Source organism: Candidatus Campbellbacteria bacterium (assembly GCA_028817035.1).
In the GTDB taxonomy this organism is placed as follows: domain Bacteria; phylum Patescibacteriota; class Minisyncoccia; order Phycocordibacterales; family JABAAK01; genus JAPPQH01.
Window position 1 is genome coordinate 20,718 of sequence record JAPPQH010000009.1, and the last position, 7,308, is coordinate 28,025.

Genomic DNA, 7,308 nt, shown 5'->3' on the forward strand with positions numbered 1-7,308 from the left:
ATTATGATATACTACAAAAATGGTAAGTGAATAAATCCATCTTTATAATATGAGTATAGAAGAAAACGGCATTTCAGGCAAGTATGGGTGGTATATTATAATAATTATTTTTTTGCTTGCCATAACATCCTTCTTTCTTGGCAGATTGTCCGCAAAAACGCCACCTAAAGCCGAGTTTGAGGTGTATTATCCCGCTGAGAACGCCATATTTGAGGATGTGAGCACAACGCCCCCTGTTCATACAGAAAACCAAGCAGGGAATAGTAGGGGAGAGATAGTGGCGTCTAAAAATGGGACAAGATATTATCTTCCCAGCTGTTCTGGTGGAAATAGAATAAAAGAAGAGAATAAAATTTACTTTTCAAATGAAAAGGAAGCAGAAATAGCGGGCTATACAAAATCAAAGACTTGTAAATAAATAATAAATTAAAAATGCCACTTTTAGATAACAAACATACATTCAGATACACACCGTCTAAATCATATAATGTATTTGGAATATTTTTTATTGCCTGTAAGGTTTTTATAGAATTTTTTAGAGGGATGATAAAACTGAGAAAAATTAAACTTGCGAGCTCTATTTTTGGATCAGCGAGAAATTGTTTGGATGAAAGGTATTATGCAGACACTGAAAAACTTGCCGGCAAATTATCTAAAATGGGCTATGCGGTAGTTACCGGTGGAGCTGATGGGATAATGAAGTTTGCAAATAAGGGTGCGTATGTCAATAACAGTGAGTCAATTGGTTTTGGAATAAGTTTGCCACACGAACAAAAAAACAACGAGTATTGGACAGACGGAATGGAATTTCATTATTTTTTCAGTAGAAAAGCAATGCTTATCTCAGCAGCAGAAGTGTATATAGCGTTTCCTGGAGGCTTTGGAACACTTGATGAGTTATTTCAAGTTCTTACATTTGTTCAGACAGGCAAAATAAACAAGATACCGATTGTATTGTATGGGAGAGAATTTTGGGCTCCACTTGATGAGTTTATAAGAAACCAACTTAGAGATAAATACAAAACAATAGGAAAAAATGACAACAATCTTTACATAATTCTTGATTCTGTAGATGAAGTTTGTGATTATATAAAACAGATGAATATAATTGATATGCAGAGGAGAGGAATTTGCTGTTAGGTTAGGGGAGTGGGGAAAAGTGAAGCCCCGCACCGAGCCAAATGGCTCAAGTGCGGGGCTGAAGTCCGAGGTGGTCGTGGCGTCAAGGTCTCATGCGGTGGTATAACATTTCCCCAATCCTCCTCTTCATCTTCATCTCTCTGCAACACTTACAGACAAAGAGCATAGAGTAAACAGTGATGATGGCGTAGAGGGAAAAGGACTCAACGAAGAGAGGGGGAATATCGCTAACTTTCACGCATAAAACCCAAAGGATCAGGGCGGGCACTGAGACAAAGATATTTATATAGGAAAGGAAAATGCACCTCCACCCTCGATCACTGCCCAGTTCGTCGAATACTACCGTCGCCACCACCACAAGTATCAGAGATGGGGTAAAAAGCAATATGCTCACTAATATTTCCATTTCTACCTCCTGCCACAAATCGTGGCTTTGAAAAAGACCAGTAAGGGTTTGGATAAGACCCAAACCTTGTGTTTAAACTATACTACAGATTATAAGATTTTGTCAATAGGGAGGGGAATCTGCTGTTAGTTAGTTAGTTAGGGGAGTGGGCAAAAGTGAAGCCCCGCACCGAGCCAAATGGCTCAAGTGCGGGGCTGAAGTCCGAGGTGGTCGTGGCGTCAAGGTCTCATGGCGAGTCCCAACATTTTCCCAACCCCCCTCTTCATCTCCGCATCCCTCATCTCTCTGCAACACTTATAGATAAAGTGCATGGAGAGAATAGTGATGATGGCGTAGAGGAAAGACCACCCAACGAGGAGAGAGAAAATATCGCTACCTTCCCTATATAAACCCCAAAAGAGCAGGGTGGACACTGAGACAAAGAGATTCACATAGAAAAGGGAAACGCATCCCAACTCTCTGTGCTCTCCATGCTCACCGCCTATTGTATCGCGCACTACCACCAACACCGACACAAGTATCAGGGATGGGATAAGAAGCAACGAGGCCAATAATACTTCCGATACTTCCATTTCTACCTCCTACCGCAAAATGCGGTTGTTAAAAGACCAGTAAGGGATTGGGAGACCCAAAACCTTGTGTTTATATTATACTACAGATTATAAGATTTTGTCAATAGGGAGAGTGGTGAGATTGTATGGTATAGTCGCACATTATATCTTTTGCGACATTAGAATGATCGCAAAAGATATTAGGATTTAAAGGCGACATTAGAATGATCGCAAAAGATATGCTCGCTCACTCTGTTCGCTTCTATTTACTATCGCTCGCTGTCGCTCGCTTTACGCAACTCGCAGGCTCGTTGCGGTCAAACCCACGCCCTACAAATCCTATAATAAATATATTATAATATATTTATTATAATACTACTCCAAGTCGCCACCCTACCCCTCGCGGCCCATCCCCTCTCCCCATTTGACAAAAATATCTATATATTTTACTATTAATAATAGAAGGCAACTTGTTTTTGCCGAATGATCTTTTCAAAACAGGAGTAAATGGTTATGACGAAGAACGATATAGAGGAATCAACACCCTCGAAATCTCCTGATTGCATTGAGGATGCTTTGACGGAGGTTCGCAGAAAGTTCAAAAAGAGGGTTAAATTGTTGATTGGGTGGCATGCGAAAATGATGTCATTTCCAACACCTTTCTTTGCCCTCGTCGCGTGTTTGACATTCATCTATCTTTCCGATGGGAACACCATTGGACTTGTGATGATCGCCACGGCGTGCTTCCTTTTTTCTTTTGCTGTGAAAAGCGAGGTGTATCTCGCCGCTGTAAAAGAAATAGGCGATGAGGTATATGCATACAACCTTGCAGATAAAACGCTGGGTGTCATAGAACTGCCCTACCTCATGTTAATGGGTGTATGCTGTACTTGGAGTGTTTTGTCGGGCAACCCGTATGTTTCGTCAGTGGCTGTGTTTGTGATTCTTGATGGTGCGTGGGTACTTTTTCTATGTACTCTGTGTATCTTATCTAAGGGTCCACTGGCAAAGCACAACAAGGCATTCCGAGAGGAATACGAAACTGTCCAGAATAGCTGGCAAAAGGCGTATGCCAGAGAAGCGTGTGCCAGAACAACGCAAGGAAGAGACATCATCACAACGCAAAGAGGTGACATCATCACAATGTGACCCAACTAAGCCACAGCGGCGATTCTTTTGAATCGTTGCTGTGGCTTCGTCTTTTTTATGAAGGTAGGTAGTCTAATGGGTTTAATTTAGCCGTATTTGCGGCTGTAGGGACGCTTATTCCACGGCAAGAGGTTGATGGGCTTATCTGCTCAAATCTGACTACTTTTAGACCTTTAGAGGCATAAACTCTGAAATCAAGATGAGGTCCCGTTGAAACGCCTGTATTGCCCGTATAACCAATCAATTCTCCCCTGCGCACTTTATCACCTTCTTTTACCTTAATAATTGATAAATGGGCGTATATCGTTGAGAGTCCGTTTGGATGATCAATGGCAATCCACTTTCCAAAAGAATAACATCCTCTCTTTGAATCTGTGTTCCCTGTTGCCCTCACTATTCCTTCAAGAGGTGCGAGCAATTTGGTTCCCACGGATGCACCTATGTCAATCCCTGGATGAAAACATTTTCCACCATATATGTGTTTGTTCCGTCTTGCAAATGAAGTACATCCAAAACCCTGTGTTAATCTTGGTGACACTATGGGCCAAGACAAAATGGCTCCTGCTTTTGGTATAGATTTTGGATCTAATATAAACTGAAGGCGACCTTCAAAATCAAGAATTTCTAATTCAAGTTCTCTTCTTTTGTTTTCACGATCCGTGAGAAGTTCTTGATATTTTTTTTCTTCATTTCTGGTCTGGGCTATCAAATTACTATTTTCTCTTATGTTTCCATTTAATATCGTTCTTTTGTCTACAAGCTCACCTTGAGACCTTTGCAATACATTTTTCTCCTCTGCCCTTTTTTGTTTTGTTTCTTTTAATTCATTATTTTCTAATTGAAATACATCAATTCTTTCATGTAATGTTCCTTCTATTCTTCGCGTGTCATATATGTATCTGGAGGCAGATAAAATGGTGATATCTTCATTAGAAGCAAAAAGAAATTCATAATGTCCGTTCATTTCCTGCTCGTTTGCAGCGCGATAAAGTTTAGCAAGCAAGCTTTTTGTTTCTTTTATCTTTCTCTCTCTTTCTTCCACCCTAAGAGTAAGCCGTTTAATCTCAAGGTTTGACTTTTGTATCCCTACTTGCAATCTTTTTATATCTGCTCCAATTTTATTTTTTGTTGATTCTAATTGCCGCAATTTGTTGGTTAATGTTTTTTTCTCAGCACCCGTCTCTTCAAGTTCTTTTTTATACTTTTCTATCTCTTTTTCTATCTCTCTTATTTGATTGTTTTTGTCATCTATACTATTCCTCAATTCTTCCTCATTTTCATTTTCTTGTGCCAAAATATAATTAACATTTGAAACGCTAAAAGAAACCAAAAGAAAAATCCCGACAATAAAAATAAAATATATATTTGATATTAATTTTAACGCGCCCATAATAAATCTATAGCATTATCTATGCGAACAAGCGTTTCCTTCTTCCCTACTGCAAACGCAATCATAAAAGGACTTGGTGATTTGGCTCTACCGGATAATGTATATCTGAGAGGCCACAAAACCTGCCCCTTACCCTCTTTTGAGGCATAAGAATCTAACGCATTTTCTATTTCAGCGATATTCCATTTATTTTCTGGCATATTTTTTAATATATCACGGACAGCGATTAAATTATCTCTGGTTTTCTCAGCGCTTGTGTCTTTCCATTTTATCTCTTTTATATCCAAAGTAGGCATATAAAATAAGAAGTCATAAGAACCATCAGAAAAGACTTTGTTTATATCTGACAATAGTTTTACTCTGCCCTTGATATCAGATGATATTTTTTTTATCGCGCCTTCTGAATAACCACTCATATTTTTTATATTTTCTGGTATGTGTTTAATAATTATGTCGCAAAAAGAAGTATTATCTATACTTTTAATATGCTCAACATTGAACCAATTTAATTTATCCATACTAAAAAAAGAACTTCCTTTTTGCAATCCTTCAAGAGAAAATTCTTTTATTAAATCTTCTCTTGAAAACACTTCGCGAGTGCCACCTGGATTCCAACCAAGAAATGCTGCGAAATTCAAAAGAGCATCTGGTAAATATTCTTTTTTCAAACCATCAAAAGATGCCGACATTTCTCTTTTTGAGAGCTTGCCACCTTCTTTAGACAATGTCAGAGAAACATGCGCGTATGTCGTTTGTGGCAGATTGAGTGCATCTTTCAGAGCTATCTGTCGCGGTGTGTTTGATATGTGGTCTTCCCCTCGTATTATGTGTGTAACCCCCATATCCGCATCATCCACCACAGAAGCGAGATGATACAGCGGCGTATCCATATCTTTTGCGATTATAAAATCTCCCAAATCGCTTATATCAGTATTTATCTCGCCTCTGACCACATCATTGAATGAGATTTTTTTCTTGGGATTTTTAAACCTTATTAGATTTGACTGCCCTTCCCCAACCACCTTTTCCTCTTTGGAGATGTATGCCTTACCACTATCAATCAAATCTTTTAATGCCTCTTTGTATTTTTCATTCCTTTCGGACTGCCTATAACATTCATCTGGGATTATATTTAACCATTTAAGAATCTCTTTCGTTTCCTCTTCATATTTGTTTTCTGATCTTTCAGTATCCGTATCTTCAAAACGGATAATAAATTTACCTTGGTGTTTCTTTGCAAATAAATAATTAAACACTGCAATCCTTAATGTACCAAGATGAATTGGACCAGTCGGACTTGGCGCAAACCTTGTTATGACAGGGGTTTTATTCATGTTTAGCAAGAATTGAAAGTATTTTTTCCGCCATTACCTCGGCAGAATTTTGAGGTGAAAACGCTTTCGCTTTTTTACATAAATCTTTATATCTCTCCTCATCATCAATTATACGATGTATCTCAGACAAAAGAACATTAGGATGCAAATTCATCTGTTCTATGACGGTAGCGCCTGTATTGTGAGCATAAGTGTATGCGTTTTTTGTTTGGTCGTGAGAGACATCTTCTGGTAGCGGTATTATGATAGACGGCAGTCCCCAAGATGCGATTTCAAAAAGAGTTCCTGACCCACCCCTTGTTATGACTAAAGATGCAGCACCGGCAGCACTTCTTAATTCCAAAGGATTAAAAAAAGCAAAAGCTTTGTAGCGATATTTCTTTGGATTGGCAGCCACAGTTGCCTCTGCGAGTAATTTAACTTCTGTAATGTTGTTTCTACCAGTTTGATGTATTATGCTAAATTCCTTAATTAATCTTGGAAGAGATTCAATAATGTTGTTGTTGATTGTTTCTGACCCCGTTGAGCCACCCAAAACCAAAATCACCGGAACATTGTCTTTTATATCAAAGAACTTTTTACCCTCTTCCGCACTTCTCTTTTGAACACCAGTTCTTATAGGAGAACCCGTATATGCGATTTTGCCCTGATATTTTTCTAATGTTTTTGGAATAATAGGATAAGAAATAGCGATATGCTTTGCAAACTTAGCAGACCAATTTGTAACCCTGCCAGCCTTAGAATCAGATTCATGTATTATCACAGGAATATGAAGATAACGAGCAGCAACAAGGACCGGAAAACTCACATAACCACCCTTACTAAAAACAATGTCGGGATAAATGGAGTATAAAAGGAAAAATGCTTTTAAAATCCCAAAACCGATTGGAAAAATGCTAAAGATATTTTTAATAAAGGAAAAGAAGCCCTTATCTCTTCTTATTTTACCAGCAGGACAGTATTTATAGATTATGTTGTTCTGATACAACACCTTCGGATCATACCGAGAAGGTCCAATATAATACATTTTTGGAACCAACATCTGCTTTTTTCGAGACAAGTCATACACCCTTTCAGCTACCGCAATCAAAGGATAAAAATGCCCGCCAGTGCCACCTCCAGTAAAAACAATTTTCATATTATATTTATTGTATCATTTCTATTTATTATCGTTCGGCGGTTTCACCGCCTCGCCCCTATTTATTAACGCGAACAGCTCCGCTGTTCGCTTGACTTGCCTCGCAGGCTCGGCAAGGTCGGACTCACATCCTGCAACCTATTATTTCACTATTTGAACGCTTGACGCAACTCATAAATTCGTTGCGGTCGGACTCACAT

The 7,308-nt window shown here is 38.7% G+C and carries 7 protein-coding genes; 3 read left to right on the forward strand and 4 right to left on the reverse strand.

From position 1 onward, the window contains the following. Positions 1 to 49 precede the first annotated feature (49 nt). A complete protein-coding gene (locus tag OXU73_01380) occupies positions 50 to 418 on the forward strand; it encodes a hypothetical protein (protein MDD9867965.1) in 369 nt (122 codons plus the stop codon). 14 nt (positions 419 to 432) lie between these two features. Continuing rightward, positions 433 to 1,140 (forward strand): TIGR00730 family Rossman fold protein, encoded by a 708-nt coding sequence (locus tag OXU73_01385; protein MDD9867966.1) that lies wholly within the window; start codon positions 433 to 435, stop codon positions 1,138 to 1,140. A 624-nt stretch (positions 1,141 to 1,764) separates the two neighbouring features. On the opposite strand, the gene OXU73_01390 is transcribed toward OXU73_01385, so the two are convergent. Further along, on the reverse strand, positions 1,765 to 2,118 hold the full coding sequence (locus tag OXU73_01390) for a hypothetical protein (protein ID MDD9867967.1): 354 nt from the start codon (positions 2,116 to 2,118) through the stop codon (positions 1,765 to 1,767). A gap of 492 nt (positions 2,119 to 2,610) precedes the next feature. Between OXU73_01390 and OXU73_01395 the strand changes: the two genes are divergently transcribed. Beyond that, on the forward strand, positions 2,611 to 3,246 hold the full coding sequence (locus OXU73_01395) for a hypothetical protein (protein MDD9867968.1): 636 nt from the start codon (positions 2,611 to 2,613) through the stop codon (positions 3,244 to 3,246). Positions 3,247 to 3,301: 55 nt separating this feature from the next. Here the strand turns inward: OXU73_01395 and OXU73_01400 are convergent, their stop codons facing one another. Genes OXU73_01400 through OXU73_01410 form a run of 3 tightly spaced genes read right to left on the reverse strand, consistent with a single transcriptional unit; the run spans position 3,302 to position 7,108 of the window. Next, the gene (locus OXU73_01400) at positions 3,302 to 4,636 is read right to left on the reverse strand and encodes a peptidoglycan DD-metalloendopeptidase family protein (protein MDD9867969.1); all 1,335 of its coding nucleotides are present in this window, start codon (positions 4,634 to 4,636) and stop codon (positions 3,302 to 3,304) included. After that, the gene (locus tag OXU73_01405) at positions 4,624 to 5,970 is read right to left on the reverse strand and encodes a glutamate--tRNA ligase family protein (GenBank protein MDD9867970.1); all 1,347 of its coding nucleotides are present in this window, start codon (positions 5,968 to 5,970) and stop codon (positions 4,624 to 4,626) included. Before OXU73_01405 ends, OXU73_01400 begins: the two co-directional genes overlap by 13 nt. Next, positions 5,963 to 7,108, reverse strand: a complete 1,146-nt coding sequence (locus OXU73_01410) for a UDP-N-acetylglucosamine--N-acetylmuramyl-(pentapeptide) pyrophosphoryl-undecaprenol N-acetylglucosamine transferase (protein ID MDD9867971.1) — start codon at positions 7,106 to 7,108, stop codon at positions 5,963 to 5,965. Before OXU73_01410 ends, OXU73_01405 begins: the two co-directional genes overlap by 8 nt. Positions 7,109 to 7,308: the final 200 nt, after the last annotated feature.

What these genes read in the sequence shown, in the direction of transcription:
- OXU73_01380 (MDD9867965.1), top strand. Translation starts at nt 50, where the DNA reads ATGAGTATAGAAGAAAACGGCATTTCAGGCAAGTATGGGTGGTATATT.
- OXU73_01385 (MDD9867966.1), top strand. Translation starts at nt 433, where the DNA reads ATGCCACTTTTAGATAACAAACATACATTCAGATACACACCGTCTAAA.
- OXU73_01390 (MDD9867967.1), bottom strand. Translation starts at nt 2,118, where the DNA reads ATGGAAGTATCGGAAGTATTATTGGCCTCGTTGCTTCTTATCCCATCC.
- OXU73_01395 (MDD9867968.1), top strand. Translation starts at nt 2,611, where the DNA reads ATGACGAAGAACGATATAGAGGAATCAACACCCTCGAAATCTCCTGAT.
- OXU73_01400 (MDD9867969.1), bottom strand. Translation starts at nt 4,636, where the DNA reads ATGGGCGCGTTAAAATTAATATCAAATATATATTTTATTTTTATTGTC.
- OXU73_01405 (MDD9867970.1), bottom strand. Translation starts at nt 5,970, where the DNA reads ATGAATAAAACCCCTGTCATAACAAGGTTTGCGCCAAGTCCGACTGGT.
- OXU73_01410 (MDD9867971.1), bottom strand. Translation starts at nt 7,108, where the DNA reads ATGAAAATTGTTTTTACTGGAGGTGGCACTGGCGGGCATTTTTATCCT.